This is a genomic window from Allobosea sp. Root483D1 (assembly GCF_001429505.1).
Classification (GTDB): domain Bacteria; phylum Pseudomonadota; class Alphaproteobacteria; order Rhizobiales; family Beijerinckiaceae; genus Allobosea.
Genome location: NZ_LMJW01000001.1, coordinates 485,725 through 506,355, shown reverse-complemented (window position 1 = coordinate 506,355; position 20,631 = coordinate 485,725). Strand labels below are relative to the sequence as shown.

Below are 20,631 nucleotides of genomic sequence, written 5' to 3'. Positions count from 1 at the left end.
CTACCCCTCTCCCATCCGGGAGAGGGGATCCCGCGCTTGCCTATATTGCTGTCAGCCAAACCGCGTAGAGCTCAGCCTCACCACCACTGACGATCAGCCCGACGCGTCCCGGCGCATCGAGAACCGCGCTGTCGCCGGCGGCGAGCGTCTCACCGTTCACCAGCCAGTCGCCCTTGCGGGCGACCAGCACCAGCAGGCCTTCGGTCGCAGCGAGCGAGCCGGCGCCCGACACCCGCTCGACCCTGTGCTGCCAGCGGCCCCTCCGGCTCATTACATTGAGATCGTCGATTGCCCCGTCGACCAGCAGCCCGTTGACCGCCCGGTCGGCGGCGAAGGGGTAGGGCGCGCTGGTGCGGTCGAGCCTGACGCGCTCGCCACCGCCGAAGGCCAGCGTGATGCCAGCCCCGGTCAGCACCGACAGCGTCCGGTCGATGCCGGGGAAGGACGAGAACGGCCCATCCTGCCCGACATGGGCCATGCTGATGCGCCAGTCGAAATCATCAAGCGAGGCGCCGTCCGGCGCCACCGCGATCTCGGTCGTTGTCCCGCCGCCGTTCTTCCACGGCATGACCAGGCAGTCGGCGGCGCGGATGATGCGCATGGCGTCCATCTCAGCCCAGGATGCCGGGCAGCTTCAGGCCCTTCTCCCGGGCGCAGTCGAGCGCGATGTCGTAGCCAGCATCGGCATGGCGCATCACGCCGGTGGCGGGATCGTTCCAGAGCACGCGCTCCAGGCGCTTGGCGGCTTCCGGTGTGCCGTCGGCGACGATCACCACGCCCGAATGCTGCGAATAGCCCATGCCGACGCCGCCGCCATGATGCAGCGAGACCCAGGTCGCGCCACCTGCCGTGTTGAGCAGGGCGTTGAGCAGCGGCCAGTCGGAGACCGCGTCCGAGCCGTCCTTCATCGCCTCGGTCTCGCGGTTGGGGGAGGCGACCGAGCCGGAATCGAGATGGTCGCGCCCGATCACGACCGGGGCCTTGAGCTCGCCCTTGGCCACCATCTCGTTGAAGGCGAGGCCGAGCCGGTGGCGGTCGCCGAGGCCGACCCAGCAAATGCGCGCCGGCAGGCCCTGGAACTGGATGCGCTCGCGCGCCATGTCGAGCCAGTTGTGCAGGTGCTTGTCGTCCGGCAGCAGCTCCTTGACGCGCTGGTCGGTGCGGTAGATGTCCTCCGGATCGCCCGAGAGCGCGGCCCAGCGGAACGGGCCGATGCCGCGGCAGAACAGCGGGCGGATATAGGCCGGCACGAAGCCCGGGAAATCGAAGGCGTTGTCGACGCCCATATCCTTGGCCACCTGGCGGATGTTGTTGCCGTAGTCGAGTGTCGGCACACCCATCTTGTGGAAGTCGAGCATCGCCTTGACATGCTCGGCCATCGACGTCTTGGCGGCCAGGATCGTGCCGGCCGGGTCGCGCTCGCGGCGCTCCTCCCACTCTTCCAGCGTCCAGCCGGCCGGCAGGTAGCCGTTCAGCGGGTCGTGTGCCGAAGTCTGGTCGGTGACGACGTCCGGGCGGATGCCGCGGCGGACCATGTCGGGGAAGATCTCGGCGGCGTTGCCGAGCACGCCGACCGAGACGGCCTTGCCCTTGGCGTGGGCGGCTTCGATGATCTTCAGCGCTTCGTCAACGCTGCCCGCCTTCTCGTCGAGATAGCCGGTGCGCAGGCGGAAATCGATCGAGGACGGCTTGCACTCGACCGCGATCATCGAGGCGCCGGCCATCGTCGCGGCCAGCGGCTGGGCGCCGCCCATGCCGCCGAGCCCGCCGGTCAGGATCCATTTGCCCTTGAGCGAGCCGCCGAAATGCTGGCGGCCGACCTCGACGAAGGTCTCGTAGGTGCCCTGAACGATGCCCTGCGTGCCGATATAGATCCAGGAGCCGGCTGTCATCTGGCCGTACATCATCAGTCCGAGCTTATCGAGATGATGGAAATGCTCCCAGTTGGCATAGGCCGGGACGAGATTGGAATTCGCGATCAGCACGCGCGGCGCATCCGCATGGGTCTTGAAGATGCCGACCGGCTTGCCGGACTGGACCAGCAGGGTCTCGTCGGCCTCAAGCGAACGGAGCGAGGCGCAGATCCGGTCGAAATCCTCCCAGGTCCGGGCGGCGCGGCCGATGCCGCCATAGACCACGAGCTCGCCCGGCTTCTCGGCGACATCCGGGTCGAGATTGTTCATCAGCATGCGCAGCGCAGCTTCGGTCAGCCAGGACTTGGCGCTGCGCTCGTTGCCGTGGGGCGCGCGGATGACGCGGCTGTTGTCGATGCGGGTCATGGCTTGCTCCGTTCGAGCTTGGTGGCGGCGGCGAGCGCGGCCTCGATCATGGTGGAGAGGGTGGCTTGCAGGCTGGCGGCCTTGGCCGGGGCGAAAGCCCAGGGCGCGGCTTCGTCGTCGAGATAGGCCAAGAGCGCGATCTCCATCTGGAGCGCGTGCACGCGGTCAGCCGGGCGGCCGTAATGGCGGGTGATCCAGCCGCCCTTGAAGCGGCCATTGACCACCTGCGTGAAGGCGCCGCCGGCCATCGCAGCGGCTGCGGCGGCCTCGACGGAAGGCGCTGCACTGGCGCCGGAGTTGGTGCCGAGATTGAGCGTCGGCAGGGTATCCGGGAAGAGGCGGGGGATCACCGACTTGATCGAATGGCAGTCCCAGAGCAGGCAGAAGCCGTGCTGCGCCTTGGCGTGCGCTATCTCGGCCGCAAGCGCCTCGTGATAGGGCTGAAAGTAAGCCTCACGCCGGCGAGCGATCTCGGCCTCGTCGGGCGCCGTCTCCCAGATCGGCGCGCCGTCGAAGGTCGTGGTCGGCGCGAGCTCGGTCGTCGCCTGGCCGGGATAGAGCGAGACGCCGGCGGGATCGCGATTGAGGTCGATGACGAAGCGCGACAATTGCGCTTCTACGATCGTCGGCTGGAAGCGCTCGGCGAAGGCGTAGAGCTGGCGCATATGCCAGTCGGTGTCCTCGACCAGCTTTCCGCGCGCATTGAGCTGCGCCGCGACCTCGGCCGGCAGGCCGGTGCCGGGATGCGGCATCGACAGGACGAGCGGCGACGAGCCGCGGCTAACGCTGACGGTGGGGCTGCTCATGCGGAGAGCTCCGCGAAGCTGTCGACCCCCGCCGCCTTGCCGAGGGCGCCCGAGAGCACGAGCTCCGTCGCTGCCGCAAGGTCGGGCGCGAGATAGCGGTCTTCGGTCAGCGGCGCGATCCTCTCGCGGATCAGCGCCAGCACCGGCTCCAGCCGCGGCGAGGTCTTCATCGGCCGGTGATGCTCGATCGCCTCGGCGGCAGCCATCAATTCGACCGCGACGATGCTCGCCGCGTTCTTCGCCATCTCGATCAGGCGGAAGGCGCCATGCGTCGCCATCGAGACATGGTCTTCCTGATTGGCCGAGGTCGGGATGGTGTCGACCGACGCCGGATAAGCCCGCTGCTTGTTCTCTGAGGCCAGCGCCGCGGCGGTTACCTGCGCGATCATGAAGCCGGAGTTGAGACCGGCATCGCGGGCGAGGAAGGGCGGCAGGCCGCTCATCACGGGATCGACCAGCAGCGCGATCCGGCGCTCGGAGAGATTGCCGATCTCGCAGACGCCGATCGCCAGCATGTCGGCGGCGAAGGCGACCGGCTCGGCGTGGAAATTGCCGCCCGAAACGATCTCACCCGGTGCAAGCACCAGCGGATTGTCGGTGACCGCATTGGCCTCGATCGCGAGCGTGGCCGCGACATTGGCGAGCAGGTCGCGCACCGCGCCCATCACCTGAGGCTGGCAGCGCAGCGAGTAGGGGTCCTGGACCTTGGAATCGCCGAAGCGATGGCTCTCGCGGATCTCGCTCTTGGCGATGAGGTCGAGCAGCAATGCTGCGACCTTGATCTGCCCGGGCTGGCCGCGCAGCTGCTGGATACGCGGGTCGAACGGCGTGTCCGAACCCTTCAGCGCATCGACCGAGAGCGCGCCGGCGATCAGCGCGGCATCGAAGACGCGGGCGATGCTGGCGAGCCCCGTCAGCGCCAGCGAGGCCGAGACCTGCGTGCCGTTGATCAGCGCGAGGCCTTCCTTGGCGCCGAGCGTCAGCGGCGCCTGGCCGATGCGCTTGAGCGCCTCGGCCGCCGGCAGCACTTCGCCCTTCAGCCTGATCTCGCCGACGCCCATCAGCGCGGCTGTGAGATGCGCGAGCGGGGCAAGATCGCCGGAGGCGCCGACCGAGCCCTTGGCCGGCACGACCGGCAGGGCGCCGGCCTTGAGCGCGCCGACGAGCGCCTCGACCACCACGGGCCGGATACCGGAGGCGCCGCGCGCCAGGCTCGCCGCCTTCATGGCGAGGATCAGCGCGACGACTTCATCCGGCAGAGCGGGGCCGGTGCCGACCGCATGCGAGAGGATGAGGTTGCGCTGAAGCTTGGCGAGGTCGTTGTCGGCGATGCGCACGCTGGCGAGCTTGCCGAAGCCGGTGTTGACGCCATAGGTCACGGTGCCGGCCGCGACGATCTCGTCGACGATCGCCTGCGCGGCGGCGATCGCGCCGGTGTCGGAAAGAGTGACGGTGGCGCCGTCGATGACATGGCGCCAATCGGCGAGGCGGGCCTCGCCGGGGGTGAGCGATAGCGTGGTCATTGTCCGTTCCGGATGCGGGTGTGAAGCGGGTTGAAGCCGATGCGGTAGGCGAGTTCGGCCGGGCGCCCGATCTCCCAGATCGCGAGATCGCAGGCCTTGCCGGCCTCCAGCGTGCCGATCTCGTCCTGAAGTCCGAGGGCGCGGGCGGCGTTTCGGGTCATCCCGGCCAGCGCCTCCTCCGGCGTCAGCCGGAACAGGGTGCAGCCCATGTTCATGGTCAGCAGCGGCGAGGTCAGCGGCGAGGTGCCGGGGTTGGCGTCGGTGGCGAGCGCGATCGGCACGCCGTGCTTCCTGAGCAATTCGATCGGCGGCTTCACCGTCTCGCGCAGGAAATAGAAGGCGCCGGGCAGGACGACGGCGACGGTGCCGGCCTTGGCCATCGCGATCACGCCGGCCTCATCGAGATGTTCGAGATGGTCGGCCGAGAGCGCGCCGAAGCCGGCCGCCAGCGCTGCGCCGCCGAGATTGGAGAGCTGCTCGGCGTGGATCTTGACGGCCAGGCCCTTCGCCTTGGCGGCGGTGAAGACGCGGGCCGTCTCTTCCGGCGAAAAGGCGATGCCCTCGCAGAACACGTCGACCGCGTCGGCGAGCTTCTGTTCCACGATCGCATCGAGCATCGGGCCGCAGACGAGGTCGATATAGTCGCCGGAACGACCCTTGAATTCGGCCGGCACGGCGTGGGCGCCGAGGAAGGTGGTTTGCACTCCGACCGGGCGCTCGCGTCCGAGCCGGCGAGCGACCGCGAGCACCTTGACCTCGCTGTCGGTATCGAGCCCGTAACCCGACTTGATCTCGACCGTGGTGACGCCCTCGGCGGTTAACGCGGCGAGGCGCTTGTCGGCGCTGGCGAAGAGCTCGTCCTCGCTCGCCGCGCGCGTCGCCTTGACGCTGGAGACGATGCCGCCGCCGGCGCGGGCGATCTCCTCATAGCTCGCGCCCTTCAGGCGCAGCTCGAATTCGTGGGCGCGGTTGCCGCCATAGACCAGATGGGTGTGGCAATCGATCAGCCCCGGGGTGATCCAGCGGCCTTCGCAGTCGATCACCTCGGCCTGGCCGAAGTTCGAGACCTCGGCACGCGGGCCGGCGAAGACGATGCGGCCATTGCGGGCGACGACGACGCCGTCCTCGATCGCGCCATAGGGTGTGCCCGTATCGACCGCCATGGTCGCGAGCCGGGCATTGGTCCACACTCGGTTGTTGGGTGAATGGGTCGCCGCCACGTCCCCTCCTCTCGACTTCGTCTTCGTTATGATTATGCTAGACATTTGCATATGCAAATAGCAAGCGAGATTTGCATATGCAAATAAAAAGGGAGCCAGCGTGACCGGACATACGACACTGCATCTTGCCCAGGCGCTGCTGCCCGAGGGCTTTGCCGAGAATGTCACGCTGACGCTCGACAACGGCACCATCACGTCGGTCACGGCAGGGCAGGCGGCGCCTGCGGGCGCGATCAGGCTGGCAGGTCTCGCGCTGCCCGGCCTGCCCAACCTGCACAGCCACACCTTCCAGCGCGGCATGGCGGGCCTGGCCGAACGGCGCGGCGCCTCCGAGGATTCGTTCTGGACCTGGCGCGAGGTGATGTACCGCTTCCTCGACCGGCTCAGCCCCGACGATGTCCAGGCGATCGCGGCGCAGGCCATGGTCGAGATGCTGGAGGGCGGTTTCACCGCGCTCGCCGAGTTCCATTATCTCCATCACGACAAGGATGGCGCCGCCTATGCGGATATCGCCGCGATGGGCGGGGCGATCGCGGCGGCGGCTGCGGAGACCGGCATCGGCCTGACGCTGCTGCCGGTGCTCTATCGCTACGGCAATTTCGGCGGCGCGCCGGTCGCGCCGGGCCAGCGCCGCTTCCTCAACGACCGCGACGCCTATGCGCGCCTGATCGAGGGCAGCGAGAAGGCGGTCTCCGGCCTCCCCGATGCCCGCGTCGGCCTCGCGCCGCATTCGCTGCGGGCAGTGGCGCTGGAAGACCTCACCTGGGTCGCCGAGCTGCGGCCGGGCGTGCCGCTGCACATCCATGTCGCCGAGCAGACCCGCGAGGTCGAGGACAGCCTCGCCATCATCGGTCGCCGCCCGGTCGAGCTTCTCATGCAGAACGTCGCGGTGAACGAGCGCTGGTGCCTGATCCACGCCACCCATCTCAGCGACGCCGAGCGCGACGCCATGGCGCTCTCCGGGGCGGTCGCGGGCCTCTGCCCGATCACCGAAGCCAATCTCGGCGACGGCATCTTCGATGGCGTGCGCTACCGCGAGAAGGGCGGGCGCATCGGCGTCGGCAGCGATTCCAATGTCGAGATCGGCGCCGGCGGCGAACTGCGCGTGCTCGAATACTCGCAGCGCCTGCGCGACCGCCGCCGCGCGCTCTGGGCCGAAGCAGGTGTCTCGGCCGGGCTCAGGCTCTGGACGGATGCCTGCGCCGGCGGCGCCCAGGCCTGCGGCCGCAGCATCGGCGCGATCGCTGTCGGCCATCGCGCTGATCTCGTCACGCTCGATGTCGAGCATCCCGCGATCGTCGGCAAGGCCGGTGACTTCGCCCTCGACAGCGCGATCTTCGCCGCTCCGGCCCTGCCGGTCGCGGAGGTGATCGCCGGTGGAAAGCCTGTGGTCAGCGGCGGCCGGCACATTGACCGCGCCCGCATCGCTGCCCGCTATGGCCAGGTGATCCGCAACCTTCTCGCCTAAGTCAGGGAGCCATGTCAGCCACCCAGATCGACGCCGTGACGCTGGACGGAGCGGGGCCGCTCTATGACCAGATCCGTCGCGCCGTCCGCGATCTGATCCTGGCCGGCACCTGGCCGCCGGGGACGGCCGTGCCGCCCGAGCATGCGCTGATGGAGAAGCTCGGCGCCTCGCGCATGACCGTGCACCGGGCTCTGGCGCAGCTCGCCCGCGAAGGGCTGATCCTGCGCCGGCGCCGCTCGGGCACGATCGTCGCGAGCCCGCCGGCGAGCCACGCCATGCTCGACATCCTCTCGATCCCGCAGGAGGTCCGCGAGCTCGGGCAAGCTTACAGCTATCGCATCCTGCAGCGGCGTGACGGCAAGGCGCCGCGCGAGCTTTCCGACCGCTTCGAGCTCGGGCGCTCGGCCACTATCGCGCACCTCACCTTGTTGCATTTCGCCGGTGGCGCGCCGCATGTGCTGGAGGATCGGGTGATCCATCTTGCGACCATCCCGCAGGCTGCGGACGAAAGCTTCGCCGAGACCCCGCCTGGTGATTGGCTGCTCCAGAACAGCCTGTGGACACAGGCGGAGCATGCGATCAGCGCCATCGCGGCCGAGCCGCACGAGGCGGAGCTCCTGAAGATCGATGCGGCTGCGCCCTGCCTGCTGGTGGAGCGCCGGACCTGGAATCAGGCCGAACCGATCACCGCCGTGCGGCTGCTCTATCCCGGAGGCCGTCACCGCTTCGTCGGCCGCTTCGGGCCGTATGGCGCCGTCTGAGCGCCACCGTTGTCATTGCGAGCAGAGCGAAGCAGCCCAAGGCGCTCTGGGTCCTGGGCTGCTTCGTCGCACGCGCTCTTCGCAATGACGCAGCTTCAGCAGGCGTAGCGGACTCTGCGGCCCCATTCGTCGCGGCCATAGCAGATCTGGTCCGGCGAGGTCGCATTGCCGATGATGGCGCCGCCGGCGCCGCCGATCGCAGCGCCCGCCAACGCGCCGCCGGCCCGGCCTGTCGCGGCGCCGCCGATGATCGCGCCCGCACCTGCGCCGATCAGCGCACCGGTGGCCGTTCTTTCCTCACGCGGCGTGCAGGCGCCGAGCGCGGCCACCGCGGCGGTTACCAATAGAAGCTTCCTGATCATCGGATGTTTCCTTCCCTTGAGAGCCGACGGCTTCGCGACGCGACATTGAAGAGCGATGTCTTGATATGCCGCGAGTACACAATGCTCGACAGCGCCGCTTGGCGCTCCCTCGCCGCCTTTTATTTGCGCCGGCTGATGCCGTTCGCTCGATCCACCCTCAAACCGTGCTGGCTGGCATTTGTTCCCGATCATGACGGTGAGGCCGGTCAGCGGGCGTGTCCGCCAGGCTTCGGCGGGCCGTTCGAGCTGTGGTTCCGAGCCTGGGATTTTGTCGGTCCGTAGGGAACCAGACCGTCTTCGCCGGGTTGATGAGACGTGCCGGCCCAGCGCCGACCAGTCAGATATGCATGGAGGGACCGATGAGCGCTACGATGACCGCAGCCTCTCACGCCGCCAACCCGTTGATCGCCGGCGCGCGCGTCGCCGGAACGGATGTCTACAACACCGCCGCTGAGCATCTCGGCTCGATCTACGACGTCATGCTCGACAAGGCGACCGGCAAGGTCGCCTACGCGATCATGTCCTTCGGTGGGTTCCTTGGTCTCGGCGAGAAGTACCACCCGATCCCGTGGAGCATGCTCGACTACGACGTCGAGAAGGGTGGTTATGTCGTTCCGCTGACCCGCGAGAAGCTCGAAGCCGCTCCGATGTACGGCTCCGATGGCGAGCCTGACTGGCACGACAAGGAGTACGGCAAGCGGGTGCACGATTACTACGGCACGATGCCCTACTGGATGATGTGAGAGCGCGCCTCAGGGCGGCGTTCCACACAAAGGCGCAACTCGCGGCGGTCGCTATCCCCCCAGCCGGATCGTCGTGATTGCGTGGTGCGGGCCGAAAGGCCCGCACCTTTTTTTTATGCGCGGATCGGCGAGGCCTGCAGGGAACTTCAGCTGAAGCTGCGCGTCGTTTGAGTGCCGGCTGGGCGTTGTTCCCGCGGCTGCAGGCAATCCCTTCACGCATTGTCGAGGTCATCATGCAGATCCGCTATGGCTACCGGATCGAGGTTATCTGCGAGCAGCCGACAGCGCTGCTCACGCTGCTCGATATTCACCCCTCGCGCCGGCACGGTCTGATCCGTCCGGACGAGATGCGAGTCATGCCGGTGACGGCTCAGCCTGCGACGATCAAGATCAGCGAGCATCTCGATCCGTTCGGCAACATCTGCCGCCGCTTCACCGTGCCGGCGGGTGGCGCCGTGATCGCATGCGACGGCCTCATCTACGATAGCGGCGAGCCCGATGTTGCCGAGCCCGCAGCCCAGGAAGTCGCGCCGGCCGATCTGCCGGACGAGGTCCTGCCCTATCTGCTTGGCAGCCGCTATTGCGAGACGGACCGCCTGGCCGGCACCGCCTGGAGCCTGTTCGGCCAGGTCGAGCCCGGCTGGGCCCGCGTTCAGGCCGTGACCCAGTTCGTTCATAACCATATCAGCTTCGGTTATGCCTTCGCACGCAGCACGCGGACCGCGGCCGAGGCTTTCGCGGAGCGTATCGGGGTCTGCCGGGACTTCGCCCATCTCGCGATTGCGCTGTGCCGTTGCCTCAACATCCCGGCGCGCTATTGCAACGGCTATCTCGGCGATATCGGCGTCGTTCCCAACCCGGCGCCGATGGACTTCAATGCCTGGTTCGAGGTCTGGCTGGGCGGACGCTGGCATACATTTGACGCCCGCCATAACCAGCGCCGCATCGGCCGCATCGTTCTCGCCCGCGGTCGCGACGCGACCGACGTGCCGATGATCACCTCTTTCGGCCCGCACGAGCTGCGGCGCTTCGAAGTGATCACCGAAGAGGTCGAGGAGGAGCCGATACGGCTTTCGCCGACAGCGGTCCGCCTTGTTCCCGCCAAGAGGGACGCCCATATCGCCGCCTGACATGGCGAAATTGTCGGAACCATCGCCCGAGATCGAAACGCCGGCGCCAATGCGCTGCTTCCGCGTGATCGCCAATGCGCGCGCCGGTGCGGTGTTGGAGGCCGGGGCCGACCAATTCGCGCGGCGCATCGCTGCAGGGTTCGAAGCCGCTGGTTGCCGCGCCGAAGTCGAGCTGGTGCCGCCACGCCAATTGCAGGAGCGCCTGCGGGCTGCGGTCGCCGACGAGACCGTGACTCCAGTCATCGCCGGCGGTGACGGCAGCATCAACGGCGCCCTTCCGGTCCTTGTCGGCTGCGAGCGGCCGGTCGGCGTGTTGCCGCTCGGCACGGTCAATGTGCTCGGCCGCGATCTTGGTCTCACCGGCACGGTGGAGCAGCAGATCGCCGCGATCTGCGAGGGCGAGCCGATCGCGATGGACCTCGGCAGCATCAACGGCCGCCTGTTCCACTCGATCTCGGGCATGGGCTTCTTCAGTCTGATGGCGCGCCAGCGCGAATACGCCCGCCGCCGCTTCCCGTTCAGCCGCCTCGCCGCCTTCCTCTTCGCCGCGACGCGCTCGATCCTGTTCACGCGGCCGATCCGCGTCGAGATGGAGATCGGCGGTGAGCGGCGCCAGGTCGAGGCTGATGCCGTGCTCGTCACCGTCAATCGCTTCGACGGCGCCGAATGGCGCCGCAAGCGGCTCGATGGCGGCGAGTTCGAGATCCATATCCTCGACACCGGCGGGCCGCTGTCGCGCGCCAAGGCTGCCTTCTCGATGCTGACCGGCGGCTGGCGCAACTCCCAGCATCTGGTCTCGCTGACCGGCACCGCCGTCACTTTGACCCGCCGCGACAAGCGCCGCGGCCATGTTACCTTCGACGGCGAGGTCGAGCGCCGCACCGGGCCGCTGGTCTATCGCCTGCTACCGGATGCGCTGCAGGTGATCGCCGCTCGCCCGCCGGAGCCTCTGCCCTATCCGGCCGAGTACCAGTTCCCGTCATGAGGCGTTCGATGTTCCTGCTCCAGCCGCGCTTCCTTCTGCCCGTCGCGGCGATCTTCGGTTTCATCGGCCTAGCCTTCTATGTCGTCTCGGACAGCACTTCCGCGATCGACAGCGCCTTGGTGATGCTGTTCCGCGACCCGGCCAATCCCTCCTTGCCGATCGGTCCGGCCTGGTTCCGGGAGATGATGCGCGACCTGACCGCGCTCGGCAGCTTCATCGGGCTGGGGATCGCGACGGTGATCGCGGCCATGACCTTGCGGCTCTGCGGTCACCGTCCACTGGCGATCGGCCTCTTGGCCAATGTCTTGCTGGCGACTGTGGCAAGTACGCTGCTGAAACTGGCCTTCGGCCGCGAGCGGCCTGATATCGTCGAGCATGCCGCGCTGACCTTTACCGCGAGCTTTCCGAGCGGCCATGCCTTTCTTGCTGCGGTGGTGCTGCTCAGCATCGCGAGCCTCGTCGGCATCGCCTCGCGCCGCGCCGACATCGCCCGGCTCTGCCTGTGGACGGCCTGGGCCCTGATGATCGCGATCGGGCTCAGCCGGATCTATCTCGGCGTGCACTGGCCGAGCGACGTGCTCGGCGGCTGGTGCCTCGGCGTCGCCTGGTCGAGCCTCGCGACCTTCCTGATCGGCCGTATCGCGGCCAGGGCCGATGCGAATCTCGCACAAGCCGTGGCGGCAGACGGCAAACTTGCCGGCTGAGACCGGCCGGAACCGGGCGCCAGTGCCGGCGTTGATGGGGGCGCCGTTTCGGCGTGGCCACCAACGGAGCTCCTGATGACGCTGTCCCGCAATACGCTTGTTCTCTTGATCGGCCTGCTCGTCGTCGGCCTCGGGGCCGTCAGCTACGCGCTCTATCAGGAGAAGAAGCAGCCCGAGGGCGTCGAAATCTCGGTTGGCAAGAACGGCCTGTCTATCAAGGAGAAGTGAGCGCTTTGCCGGGGCGGCGCGTCGGATACGAAAGTCGCTTCAGGCCGCCCGGAGCGCCGTATCGACGACGCGGTCGCGGCCGGCGCGCTTGGCTTGGTAGAGCGCCGCGTCGGCCTGTTTCAGCAACAGCTGCAGGGAACTGCTCGGCTCTGCCAGACCCCAGACCAGGCCGATGCTGACGGTGATCTCGAGCGACGCCCCACCGTCCACGGGGATACGCAGCTGCGTGCAGCCATCCCGCATCCGCTCCGCCAGTGCGAGCGCCTCTCGTCGCGTCAGATCCGGGAGGAGAACCGCGAATTCCTCGCCGCCGATCCGCCCGAACAGATCGTCCCGCCGCAGCATCGCCGCGAGGTGCTCGGCCAGGATGACGAGCACCTCGTCGCCGGTCGCGTGGCCGTGTTCGTCATTGATCAGCTTGAAGCGGTCGACATCGAGCATCAGCAGTGCCAGCGGCCGGTTCGCGGCGTAGCTGTCTGCCAGCGCGGCCTCGCCGCGCGCGAGAAAGGCACGGCGCGACAGGGTCCGGGTCAGGACGTCCTGATTGGCGGCGAGGTCGAGTTCGTCCAGCAGGCGCGAGCGGGCGGTATTGATCGCCGCCACCATGATCGGCCCCAGCGAGAACAGGGCGACGCCGAAGCGATGGGAAGTGAGTGCCGCCGCATATTCGCCGGTACCCGGCGTCAACTTGGCAAGCAAGACCGTGCATTGCCAGAGGCCGAGCCCGAAGGTCAGGAGCGCGGTCGGGAAGACGCCGTAGCTCAGCGCGCACCAGAGGATCGCCGGAACCGGGACCGCGATCGCGCTGGAACCGCCGATCGCGGTGGCGACGAGGATCGAGGCCAGCAGGGCGATGCCCGGAAGCGCCGTCTTGAACCGCCAGGTGCTGGGTGCGACATGCGCACCGAGCTGCTTTGCCAGATCGGCGAGACGCGGCGCCGTGAGCACCATCGGCAGGACGACGAGATTGCTGGAGAACTCGCTGGTCAGGTAGAATTCGAAGGCCTGCAGCGGCGCCTGGCCGAAATAGACCATGAGGCAGCCACTGCCGACGATGGCGGCCGAAACACCCGCACCAAAGGCGATCAACAACAGGAACAGCAGGGCCTGCGGCCGCTCGAGCCGCCGATCCGCATCGGCGACGCGCTGGAACAGCAGATAGCCGACGCCGGCGTCGGTCAGGTTGCCGGCCGTCAGCCAGAAGGTGATGCCGGGGCTGCCGCCCATGGCGAAATCGGCGGCGAGATATCCGATGGCTGCACCGGCCCAGCCGCGCGGCCCGGCCCAGCCGGGATTGCGCACCATCACGCCCATCAGCAGGGCGTTGGCTGGCCAGAAAGTCGAAAGAAAGCCGAGCGGCCGGGTGAGATGACCGAATAATGCGGCGGCGAAGACGATGCTCGCGACCAGCGCCGCTGCACGCCATGGCGGCAGGCGAAACGGGGCGACCTGCTCCTGATTGCGGGCGCGTCGGGAAAGGAGATCGCGAGCAAGCTTCATTGCCATCGGAGCAAACCAGACAAAGGTGAAAGCAAGCTGAAATGGCGACCATAAACTGCGGCGGACCGCCTGCTGTCGGGGCCGCCGCATGCGCTCATGGCGGGACGCGCATCGCCTTTCATCGGACCGCTCGCATGGCTTTGCTGATGTAAAACGGTTAAGACCGGCTCCTCTTTCGGTTACGCACGAGGTTTTGCGATGAATGCTCCCTTCAAGAATCTGATCGCCGGCGAATGGGCCAGCTCGCAGAACGCTTCGCGCAACATCAACCCGTCCAACACCAACGACGTCGTTGGCGAGTACGCGCAAGGATCGGTCGAGGACCTGAACAACGCGGTTGCCGCCGCCAAGGCCGCCTTCCCGGCCTGGAGCCGCACCACCCCGCAGGAGCGTTACGAAATCCTGAAGAAGGCCTCGGACGAGATCCTCGCCCGTAGGGAGGAGCTCGGAAAGCTGCTCTCGCGCGAAGAGGGCAAGACCCTGCCGGAAGGCATCGGCGAGGCGACCCGCGCCGGCCAGATCTTCGCCTTCTTCGCCGGTGAGTGCCTGCGCCTGGGTGGCGAGAGCATCCCTTCCGTGCGTCCCGGCGTCGGCGTCGAGGTCACCCGCGAGCCCGTCGGCATCATCGGCATGATCACGCCCTGGAACTTCCCGATCGCGATCCCGGCCTGGAAGATCGCCCCGGCTCTGGCCTACGGCAATTGCGTCGTGATCAAGCCGGCCGATCTCGTGCCCGGCTCGGCCTGGGCGCTGGTCGACATCATCCAGCGCGCCGGCCTGCCCAAGGGCGCGCTCAACCTGGTGATGGGCCGCGGCTCGGTTGTCGGCCAGGCGCTGCTCGAGCACAAGGATGTGCACGCGATCTCCTTCACCGGCTCGGTCTCGACCGGGCGCAAGGTCGCGACCGCCTGCATCGCCGGTAACCCGATGAAAAAGGTCCAGCTCGAGATGGGCGGCAAGAACCCGCTCGTCGTGCTGGATGACGCAGACCTCAAGACCGCGGTCGAGGCCGCGGTTCAGGGCGCCTTCTTCTCGACCGGTCAGCGCTGCACGGCGTCCTCGCGCCTGATCGTCCAGGCCGGCATCCATGACAAGTTCGTCGAGGCTTGCATCGAGCGGCTGAAGGGCGTCACCGTCGACGACGCGCTGAAGGCCGGCACCACGATCGGCCCGGTCGTCGACCAGAGCCAGCTCGACCAGAACCTGAAATACATCCAGATCGCCCGCGACGAGGGCGGCAAGCTCGCCTGGGGCGGCGAACTGCTCAACCGCGAAACCCCCGGCTTCTATCTGCAGCCGGCGCTGTTCACCGAGACGACCAACGCCATGCGCATCTCGCGCGAGGAGGTCTTCGGTCCGGTCGCCAACGTCGTCCGCGTCAAGGATTACGAGGAGGCGCTTGCCGTCGCCAACGACACCGAGTTCGGCCTGTCCTCGGGCATCTGCACTACCTCGCTGAAGTACGCGACGCACTTCAAGCGCAATGCCGAGGCCGGCATGGTGATGGTCAATCTCGCCACGGCGGGCGTCGACTACCATGTGCCGTTCGGCGGCCGGAAGGGCTCGAGCTACGGCCCGCGCGAGCAGGGCGCGTATGCCCGCGAGTTCTACACCACGGTGAAGACCTCCTACACGCTCGCCTGAGGTTCAGGCGGCACGATCATGGGGGCCGTGCCGCGAGGCGCGGCCCTTTTTCATGGCTTCCGCTCGTGGTGGCAGCTGCGCTGGTATATGTCTTGCTGGGCTGGCCGATCGGCTTTTCGGGAGACGGGACCATGCCAGGATCGCTTCATCGCCGCGGATTCCTCGCTCTCGCGGCAGCCGTGCTGCCGACCTCGTTGGGAGCTGCGCCGACGCATAAGATCGCGGCGCTTTTCGCCGGCAGGGTCGACGATGGCGGCTTCATGCAAGCCGGTCATGAAGGGTTGAAGCTGGCGGAAAGCCAGCTCGGCGTCGCGGGCGCCTTCGAGCAGGGCGTTGCGCCCAGGCCGGAGGAGCTGGCCGCGGCACTGCGCAAGCTGGCGGGCGACCGGCCGGATCTCGTCATCGCCCATGGCGGTCAGAACAATGCAGCGGCCAAGGCGGTCGCCGCGGAGTTCCCCGACATTCGCTTCGCGGTCACGCAGGGCAATGTCACCAGCTCCAACCTCGCCAGCTACGAGGTGCTGCAGGAACACTCGGCCTTCCTCGCCGGCATGCTCGCCGGCCTGACCACCAGGACCGGCGTCGTCGGCCATATGTCGGGCATCAGGGTGACGCCCGGGCTGAAGGGGCGGGCGGCTTACCTCAACGGCGTCCGCCACGCCGACCCGGCCGTGAAGGTGCTGACCAATTTCTCCGGCAACCAGGATGACAATGGGCTGTCGAAGAAAGTCGCCGCCGCGATGATCGCGACAAAGGCGGACATCATCTTCACCATGCTCAATGCTGGCCGGACGGGCGCGATCGAGGCCTGCCGCGAGGGCAGCGCCAAGCAGATCGGCAACGTCCGCGACTGGACGCTGGTCGTGCCGGAGGTCTTCGTCGCCTCGGCCTTCGCCGATGCGGGGCGGGCTCTGTTCAACGCCGCGCAGGATCTGGTTCAGGGGCGTTTCGCCGCTGGGCAGATCAGGCAGATCGGACTGGAGTCGCCGGAAGCCGTGCGCCTGACCATGGCGCCCTCCGTGCCGAACGATGTGCGGATCAGGATCGAGGCGACGGCGGCCGAGATCGTCGCTGGCCGCTTCCACGTTCCGGCCGAATGGCAGGGCGAGGAGTTTCCGAACCCGGCCTGAGCCGCGCTCTCAATCGAACAGCGCCTGCTCCAGCGTCGCGATGCTCGGCAGCAACAGGTGGCTGAGCGGGCGCAGCGTCTCGGCGCTGCCGGCGCCGGTCAGGACCGCGATGCGCAGGCCAGCCCCGGCCGCCGCCGCCATATGCATGTCATGGGTGGAATCGCCGATGACGGCGACAGCAACCGCCAGCAGTCCCGTCGCATGGCAGAACCCGTCGACCATGCCGCGCCCCGGCTTGGCGCCATGGCCGGAATCATAGCCACACAGGAAAGAAAGATGCGGTTCGAGGCCGAAGCGCTCGGCGGTCGCGGCGACCGCGGTCTCGCTATCACTTGAGGCGATGCCGAGGACAAGTCCGCGGCCTGCGAGGCTGGCGAACAGGGCTGCGAGATCGCACACCGGCACCGCCGCTACGACCGCGGATTGGAACAGGGTGTCGAGCCGATCGGTCAGCTCCGCCGCATCGAACGGCGCGCCGGCCTCCGCCCAGGCCTGCGCCACGTCCTCGGTATTGCCCGAGGCGAGCAGTCCGTCGGAGGTGGCATAGCCGGTTGCGGGGTCGACGCCGGCTACGGTCAGTAGACGCGCCGCCAGTTCGATATCGCCCCTGGCCGCGAGCCGGCCGGCCTTGAGGTTGGTCGGGGCCCAGCTCGCCTGGTAGTCGATCAGCGTGCCGTCCTTGTCGAACAGGATGCCGCTTATGGCTGGCCGGCTCATGAGGTCACCGGCAATCATGTGACGGGGATGACGTCGACCTTGACGTCGAGCTTCTGGCTGCCGGGACCGACCAGCACGCCGTCTAGCGGCGAGACGTCGGCATAGTCGCGCCCCGTCGCGGTGACGATGTGGTCGTCGGCGACGACGAGATCGTTGGTCGGGTCTAGTCCGATCCAGCCGGTCTCGGGCCCGCACCAGAGCATCACCCAGGCATGGGTCGCATCGGCGCCCTCTAACCTCGGCTGGCCCGCCGGCGGGATGGTGCGCAGATAGCCGCTGACATAGGCGGCCGGCAGGCCGAGGCCCCTGAGGCCGGCGATCATGATGTGGGCGAAGTCCTGGCAGACCCCGTGGCGATTTGCGAAAGCCTCGCGGATCGGCGTCGAGACCTCGGTGGCCTCGGGATCGTAGATGAAGTCCTTGCGGATGCGGGCCATCAGATCGCATCCCGCCTCGAAGATCGGCCGCTTCGCCCGGAAACTCTTGCGGGCATAGTCGGTGATCTCGGGCACGGTCGGCGCCAGGCGGCTCGGGTAGAGGTACTGGGCCGGAGAATCCGGCGCGAGGCTCTGCGCCGCGAGCGCGAGCCCGGAGACCTCTTCCCAGTTTCGGGTCATGGCGGGGAAGGGGGCGGCGGTCCGCATCACCTCGACCCGCGAGGTCATCTCGATCCGCAATTCGCGATGTGGCTTGGCGATCGTCAATGTCGTCGTGCGGTTGCCGAAGAAGCACACGCCATCCCGCCGCTCCGCCCCGCGCGGCGCGACGGCTAGCGTGCTCGTCAAGACGCGCTGGCCCGCCCCCTCGCGCGGCAGCACGCGCAGGACGCAGCGCGCGAACGGGACCGGCCGGCTGTAGGCATAGGTGGTGAGATGGCGGATATCGTAGATCACGCCCTCTCCCTTACGCGAGTCGCGTCGCCCGCGAACCTTCCGGCCTGGAGTTCTGCAGGAAATAGCGCTCGGCCACCGCGCTGGAGAGCCCCATCAGCAATTGCTCGAAAAACAGGATGCCGGTGCGGTCGAGACGGCTCGCCTCGGCGGTGCGGTTTTCGGCGGCGAGCTTGAGCGCGAGCCGCCGCGGTTCCTCCAGCATGCCGTCATCGTTGAGGCAGGGCAGCGCCGCGATCTCGGCATCGAGCCGTTCGACCTGGAAGGCGACCGAGCGCGGATTGTAGGGATCGAGCATGACGAGATCGAGCACCGGCTGCAGCGAGGCGCCGAGCATGTAGCGCGAGCGGTAGGTGATCTGCGAGTCCGTCAGGTCGAGCAGGGCGTCGAGGCAATTGCCGGGCGCGTCGTTCTCGATGAAATGGCGGGCGAAGCGGCAGGTGGTGACGCCGCGCTCGATCCGCCGGCCGATGTCGAGGAAGCGCCAGCCGGCGCCGCGCACCATGTTCTCCTGGGAGAGGCCCGAAAAGGCGGCGAGCGATTTCAGCGCGGTGTCGGCGATCTCGAAGGCCTCGCCCTCGCTCTCCGGCTTGCCCGGCGGAGTGAGCTGGCGCTGCAGGTCGCCGAACAGCCGCCAGGCATCGACCGAGAGTCGCTCGCGAATGACGGAAGCGGTGCGCCGTGCCTCGCGCACCGAGGCGGCCGCCGAGCCGTACTGATCGAGTTCGTGCAATGCAGCCCGCGCCTGCGCCGCGACGGGACGATTCTTGGGCGTGGCCGGGGCAGCGCCCCAGGCGACGAGCAGGTTGGCGAGCCGCTTGATCGTCTCGGCATGGCCCGGCGCCTGATCGTCGGCGTTGATCAGGCGTCCGAGCAAAGCGCGCACCAGCCGCAGCGTCGCCTCGCTGCGTTCGAGATAGCGCCCGAGCCAGAACAGGTTGTCGGCGGCGCGGCTCGGCAGGATGCCGACGATGCGGCGGATCGCGATCCGGTCCGGGCTCGGCAGCAGCGTCACCTGCTCGACCGGCTGGTCGGAGGTGATCCAGACATCGCTGGAGCGCACGCCGGAGCGCATCGTCACGGCGCGCGCATCGCTTTCCTCGGAGATGCGGCAGAAGCCACCCGGCATCACCTGCCAGCCATCGGGCGTCGCGGCGGCGAAGACACGCAGCGTCATTGGCCGGGGCTCCAGCCGCCCACCCTGCATCACCGGCATGGTCGAGAGGCTGACCACCTCCTGGCCGACATAGTCGAGCCCGCGCTCGGCGATTCGGGCGCGCAGCGCTTCACGTTCCATCTGGCCGAGATCGGCGGCCAGCACGGTGCCGCCGTCGAGCCCGTCGCCGGGCGCGCGGAACGCGGCGGATACGCTCATCTCGTCCAGCCGATCGAGCACGATCCCACGCTCGCGCGGCTGGCCGCACCACCAGGTCGCGATGTTCGGCAGGATCAGCTCCTCGCCGAGGACGTCCTTCGCCAGCCGGGGCATAAAGCCCATCAGCGCCCGCGCCTCGACCACGCCGGAGCCGAGCCCGTTGGCGACGACGACGTTCTCGCCGCGAACCGCCTCGACCAGGCCGGGCACACCGAGCGCAGAACGGGCGTTGAGCTCGAGCGGATCGGCGAAATCGCCGTCGATGCGCCGCCAGATGATATCCGCGCGCTTGAAGCCGGCGATGGTGCGCACATGCACCAGCCCGTCGCGCATCACGAGATCGCCGCCCTCGACCAGCAGGAAACCGAGATAGCGGGCGAGATAGGCCTGCTCGAAATAGCTTTCGTGCATCTGGCCCGGTGTCAGCAGGCAAATGCGCGGCTCGACCCTTTTGGCGCGCGAGACGAGGCCGGCGCGGAAGCCCTGGAAGAAGGCAGCAAGCCGCTCGACATTCATCGTCCGGAACAGGTCCGGGAAGGCGCGGCCGATGGCGAGCCGGTTCTCCAGCGCATAGCCCGCGCCGGACGGCGCCTGGGTGCGGTCGTTCAGCACCCACCAGCGCCCATCCGGCCCGCGGCCGAGATCGGCAGCGTAGATCTGAAGTTGCCCGGCACCGGCCGTGCCCTGCACGGGGCGCAGGTAATCGGGGCTGCCGGTGATCGCGGCGGCCGGCAGCGCACCCTTGGCGATCAAGCGGCCGGGCCCGTAGATGTCGCCGAGCACGGTGTCGAGCAGTTGCGCGCGCTGGGCGACGCCGGCCGCGATCGTCTTCCACTCCTGCCCGGTGAGCACGAGCGGGGCGTGGCTGAGCGGCCAGGCGCGCTCGCTGGCGAGGGGGTCGCTCTCGTCGAGATCGCCATGGACGCGATAGGAGACGCCGGTATCGCGGACATGCCGGTCGGCCAGGCCGAAGCGGCGCTGCAGTTCGTCGCCCGAGAGCGCCGACCATTCGGCCAGGAACGGCTCCCAATGCGGCCGGATCGAGCCATCCGGCGCCATCAGCTCGTCATAGGCGCCGGGCAGCGGCCGATAGCCCGCGAGCAGGGCGTTGCGGCGCTCGTTGCGCGTCCGCGTCGAACTCGGTCGGCGCTGCAGAGCCATCCTTG

The 20,631-nt window shown here is 68.2% G+C and carries 19 protein-coding genes; 9 read left to right on the top strand and 10 right to left on the bottom strand.

The features are described from left to right. Positions 1-40: 40 nt before the first annotated feature. The 5 genes from ASE66_RS02440 to hutI are packed head-to-tail and all read right to left on the bottom strand — an operon-like array spanning position 41 to position 5,771. On the bottom strand, positions 41-601 hold the full coding sequence (locus tag ASE66_RS02440) for a HutD family protein (protein WP_057188650.1): 561 nt from the start codon (positions 599-601) through the stop codon (positions 41-43). A gap of 10 nt (positions 602-611) precedes the next feature. After that, positions 612-2,279: a urocanate hydratase gene (gene hutU / locus ASE66_RS02435; RefSeq protein WP_057187973.1), complete on the bottom strand. Its 1,668-nt coding sequence runs from the start codon at positions 2,277-2,279 to the stop codon at positions 612-614. Then, positions 2,276-3,085: an N-formylglutamate deformylase gene (hutG, locus tag ASE66_RS02430; RefSeq protein ID WP_057187972.1), complete on the bottom strand. Its 810-nt coding sequence runs from the start codon at positions 3,083-3,085 to the stop codon at positions 2,276-2,278. The genes hutU and hutG overlap by 4 nt, the downstream gene beginning before the upstream one ends. Further along, positions 3,082-4,608 (bottom strand): histidine ammonia-lyase, encoded by a 1,527-nt coding sequence (hutH, locus tag ASE66_RS02425; protein WP_057187971.1) that lies wholly within the window; start codon positions 4,606-4,608, stop codon positions 3,082-3,084. Before hutH ends, hutG begins: the two co-directional genes overlap by 4 nt. After that, on the bottom strand, positions 4,605-5,771 hold the full coding sequence (hutI, locus tag ASE66_RS02420; protein ID WP_057188649.1) for an imidazolonepropionase: 1,167 nt from the start codon (positions 5,769-5,771) through the stop codon (positions 4,605-4,607). Before hutI ends, hutH begins: the two co-directional genes overlap by 4 nt. A 157-nt stretch (positions 5,772-5,928) precedes the next feature. Between hutI and ASE66_RS02415 the strand changes: the two genes are divergently transcribed. Continuing rightward, positions 5,929-7,296, top strand: a complete 1,368-nt coding sequence (locus ASE66_RS02415) for a formimidoylglutamate deiminase (RefSeq protein WP_057187970.1) — start codon at positions 5,929-5,931, stop codon at positions 7,294-7,296. An 11-nt stretch (positions 7,297-7,307) separates the two neighbouring features. Beyond that, positions 7,308-8,057, top strand: coding sequence for a histidine utilization repressor (hutC, locus tag ASE66_RS02410; protein WP_057187969.1), 750 nt, complete (start codon positions 7,308-7,310; stop codon positions 8,055-8,057). Positions 8,058-8,152: 95 nt separating this feature from the next. Here hutC and ASE66_RS02405 read toward each other — a convergent pair whose 3' ends face one another. Continuing rightward, positions 8,153-8,419: a glycine zipper domain-containing protein gene (locus tag ASE66_RS02405; protein WP_156411993.1), complete on the bottom strand. Its 267-nt coding sequence runs from the start codon at positions 8,417-8,419 to the stop codon at positions 8,153-8,155. Positions 8,420-8,790: 371 nt separating this feature from the next. On the opposite strand from ASE66_RS02405, the gene ASE66_RS02395 reads away from it, so the two are divergent. The 5 genes from ASE66_RS02395 to ASE66_RS32600 all read left to right on the top strand — a co-directional run bounded on the left by ASE66_RS02395 (position 8,791) and on the right by ASE66_RS32600 (position 12,209). Beyond that, positions 8,791-9,162 carry a PRC-barrel domain-containing protein gene (locus ASE66_RS02395; RefSeq protein ID WP_200964535.1) on the top strand — a complete coding sequence of 124 codons (372 nt, stop codon included), beginning with the start codon at positions 8,791-8,793 and terminating at the stop codon, positions 9,160-9,162. A gap of 233 nt (positions 9,163-9,395) precedes the next feature. Next, positions 9,396-10,292 carry a transglutaminase-like domain-containing protein gene (locus ASE66_RS02390; protein WP_057188647.1) on the top strand — a complete coding sequence of 299 codons (897 nt, stop codon included), beginning with the start codon at positions 9,396-9,398 and terminating at the stop codon, positions 10,290-10,292. A gap of 1 nt (position 10,293) precedes the next feature. Beyond that, positions 10,294-11,277: a diacylglycerol/lipid kinase family protein gene (locus ASE66_RS02385; protein ID WP_057187966.1), complete on the top strand. Its 984-nt coding sequence runs from the start codon at positions 10,294-10,296 to the stop codon at positions 11,275-11,277. An 8-nt stretch (positions 11,278-11,285) separates the two neighbouring features. Next, on the top strand, positions 11,286-11,981 hold the full coding sequence (locus tag ASE66_RS02380) for a phosphatase PAP2 family protein (RefSeq protein ID WP_057187965.1): 696 nt from the start codon (positions 11,286-11,288) through the stop codon (positions 11,979-11,981). Positions 11,982-12,056: 75 nt separating this feature from the next. Further along, complete coding sequence (locus tag ASE66_RS32600) at positions 12,057-12,209, top strand: hypothetical protein (protein ID WP_164470436.1); 153 nt, start codon at positions 12,057-12,059, stop codon at positions 12,207-12,209. A gap of 39 nt (positions 12,210-12,248) precedes the next feature. On the opposite strand, the gene ASE66_RS02375 is transcribed toward ASE66_RS32600, so the two are convergent. Next, entirely contained in the window at positions 12,249-14,018 is a 1,770-nt protein-coding gene (locus ASE66_RS02375; RefSeq protein ID WP_156411991.1) for a sensor domain-containing diguanylate cyclase, read from the bottom strand. Between ASE66_RS02375 and ASE66_RS02370 the strand changes: the two genes are divergently transcribed. Both ASE66_RS02370 and ASE66_RS02365 read left to right on the top strand, forming a co-directional pair. Next, positions 13,908-15,353 carry an aldehyde dehydrogenase family protein gene (locus tag ASE66_RS02370; protein ID WP_057187963.1) on the top strand — a complete coding sequence of 482 codons (1,446 nt, stop codon included), beginning with the start codon at positions 13,908-13,910 and terminating at the stop codon, positions 15,351-15,353. The genes ASE66_RS02375 and ASE66_RS02370 overlap by 111 nt on opposite strands. Before the next feature lie 131 nt (positions 15,354-15,484). Beyond that, positions 15,485-16,483 (top strand): BMP family protein, encoded by a 999-nt coding sequence (locus ASE66_RS02365; RefSeq protein WP_057187962.1) that lies wholly within the window; start codon positions 15,485-15,487, stop codon positions 16,481-16,483. Positions 16,484-16,492: 9 nt separating this feature from the next. Here ASE66_RS02365 and ASE66_RS02360 read toward each other — a convergent pair whose 3' ends face one another. From ASE66_RS02360 to ASE66_RS02350, 3 genes are read right to left on the bottom strand one after another with little or no spacing between them, the layout of a single operon-like run. Then, on the bottom strand, positions 16,493-17,200 hold the full coding sequence (locus ASE66_RS02360; protein WP_156411990.1) for an HAD family hydrolase: 708 nt from the start codon (positions 17,198-17,200) through the stop codon (positions 16,493-16,495). A gap of 14 nt (positions 17,201-17,214) precedes the next feature. Continuing rightward, a complete protein-coding gene (locus tag ASE66_RS02355; RefSeq protein ID WP_057187960.1) occupies positions 17,215-18,093 on the bottom strand; it encodes a transglutaminase family protein in 879 nt (292 codons plus the stop codon). 10 nt (positions 18,094-18,103) lie between these two features. Then, complete coding sequence (locus tag ASE66_RS02350; protein ID WP_057187959.1) at positions 18,104-20,626, bottom strand: circularly permuted type 2 ATP-grasp protein; 2,523 nt, start codon at positions 20,624-20,626, stop codon at positions 18,104-18,106. Between the last annotated feature and the right edge of the window lie 5 nt (positions 20,627-20,631).

Bases quoted from the DNA above. Each gene is read 5' to 3' on its own strand.
- ASE66_RS02405 (WP_156411993.1), bottom strand. From the start codon at position 8,419: ATGATCAGGAAGCTTCTATTGGTAACCGCCGCGGTGGCCGCGCTCGGC.
- hutG (WP_057187972.1), bottom strand. From the start codon at position 3,085: ATGAGCAGCCCCACCGTCAGCGTTAGCCGCGGCTCGTCGCCGCTCGTC.
- ASE66_RS02385 (WP_057187966.1), top strand. From the start codon at position 10,294: ATGGCGAAATTGTCGGAACCATCGCCCGAGATCGAAACGCCGGCGCCA.
- ASE66_RS02350 (WP_057187959.1), bottom strand. From the start codon at position 20,626: ATGGCTCTGCAGCGCCGACCGAGTTCGACGCGGACGCGCAACGAGCGC.
- ASE66_RS02370 (WP_057187963.1), top strand. From the start codon at position 13,908: ATGAATGCTCCCTTCAAGAATCTGATCGCCGGCGAATGGGCCAGCTCG.
- ASE66_RS02395 (WP_200964535.1), top strand. From the start codon at position 8,791: ATGACCGCAGCCTCTCACGCCGCCAACCCGTTGATCGCCGGCGCGCGC.
- ASE66_RS32600 (WP_164470436.1), top strand. From the start codon at position 12,057: ATGACGCTGTCCCGCAATACGCTTGTTCTCTTGATCGGCCTGCTCGTC.
- hutI (WP_057188649.1), bottom strand. From the start codon at position 5,771: ATGGCGGTCGATACGGGCACACCCTATGGCGCGATCGAGGACGGCGTC.
- ASE66_RS02440 (WP_057188650.1), bottom strand. From the start codon at position 601: ATGCGCATCATCCGCGCCGCCGACTGCCTGGTCATGCCGTGGAAGAAC.
- hutU (WP_057187973.1), bottom strand. From the start codon at position 2,279: ATGACCCGCATCGACAACAGCCGCGTCATCCGCGCGCCCCACGGCAAC.
- ASE66_RS02365 (WP_057187962.1), top strand. From the start codon at position 15,485: ATGCCAGGATCGCTTCATCGCCGCGGATTCCTCGCTCTCGCGGCAGCC.
- hutH (WP_057187971.1), bottom strand. From the start codon at position 4,608: ATGACCACGCTATCGCTCACCCCCGGCGAGGCCCGCCTCGCCGATTGG.
- ASE66_RS02390 (WP_057188647.1), top strand. From the start codon at position 9,396: ATGCAGATCCGCTATGGCTACCGGATCGAGGTTATCTGCGAGCAGCCG.
- ASE66_RS02360 (WP_156411990.1), bottom strand. From the start codon at position 17,200: ATGAGCCGGCCAGCCATAAGCGGCATCCTGTTCGACAAGGACGGCACG.
- hutC (WP_057187969.1), top strand. From the start codon at position 7,308: ATGTCAGCCACCCAGATCGACGCCGTGACGCTGGACGGAGCGGGGCCG.
- ASE66_RS02380 (WP_057187965.1), top strand. From the start codon at position 11,286: ATGTTCCTGCTCCAGCCGCGCTTCCTTCTGCCCGTCGCGGCGATCTTC.